The sequence below is a fragment of the Mesorhizobium sp. M8A.F.Ca.ET.161.01.1.1 genome (genome assembly GCF_004792105.1).
Taxonomy (GTDB): Bacteria; Pseudomonadota; Alphaproteobacteria; order Rhizobiales; family Rhizobiaceae; genus Mesorhizobium.
In genome coordinates this window covers 1-331 of sequence record NZ_SRTD01000270.1, presented here as the reverse complement: position 1 = coordinate 331, position 331 = coordinate 1, and the positions used below count along the sequence as shown (strand labels likewise).

At 70.4% G+C, this 331-nt stretch carries 1 protein-coding gene; it reads left to right on the top strand.

Translation table 11 applies throughout. The features are described 5' to 3' along the window. Window positions 1–331, top strand: a 331-nt coding sequence (locus EN804_RS38490; protein ID WP_189602204.1) for a LysR family transcriptional regulator, incomplete at both ends; no start/stop codon positions are given.

The following is a 331-nucleotide window of genomic DNA, read 5'->3' as shown; positions in this document are numbered from 1 at the left end:
GGCCGACCGCCTCGGCATCGGCCGCTCGGCCGTCAGCCGCAGCGTGCAGAAGCTGGAAAGCCAGCTGGGCGTGCGGTTGTTCCTGCGCACAACGCGCTCGACCACGCTGACCCGGGAAGGCGAGCTGTTCCTGGAGGGCTGCAACCCGGGCGTGACCTGCACCATCGTGCGGCAGGCGCCGGCGCAGCCGGCTCCCAAGCCCGATCCGGTCGTCCAGCAGGTGCAGGGCATCCTGAAGGACCTCAACTTCTACGACGGCACCGTCGACGGCCTCACAGGCCCGGCCACGCGGAAGGCCATCCAGGCGTATCAGCTCAAGGTCGGGCTGCCG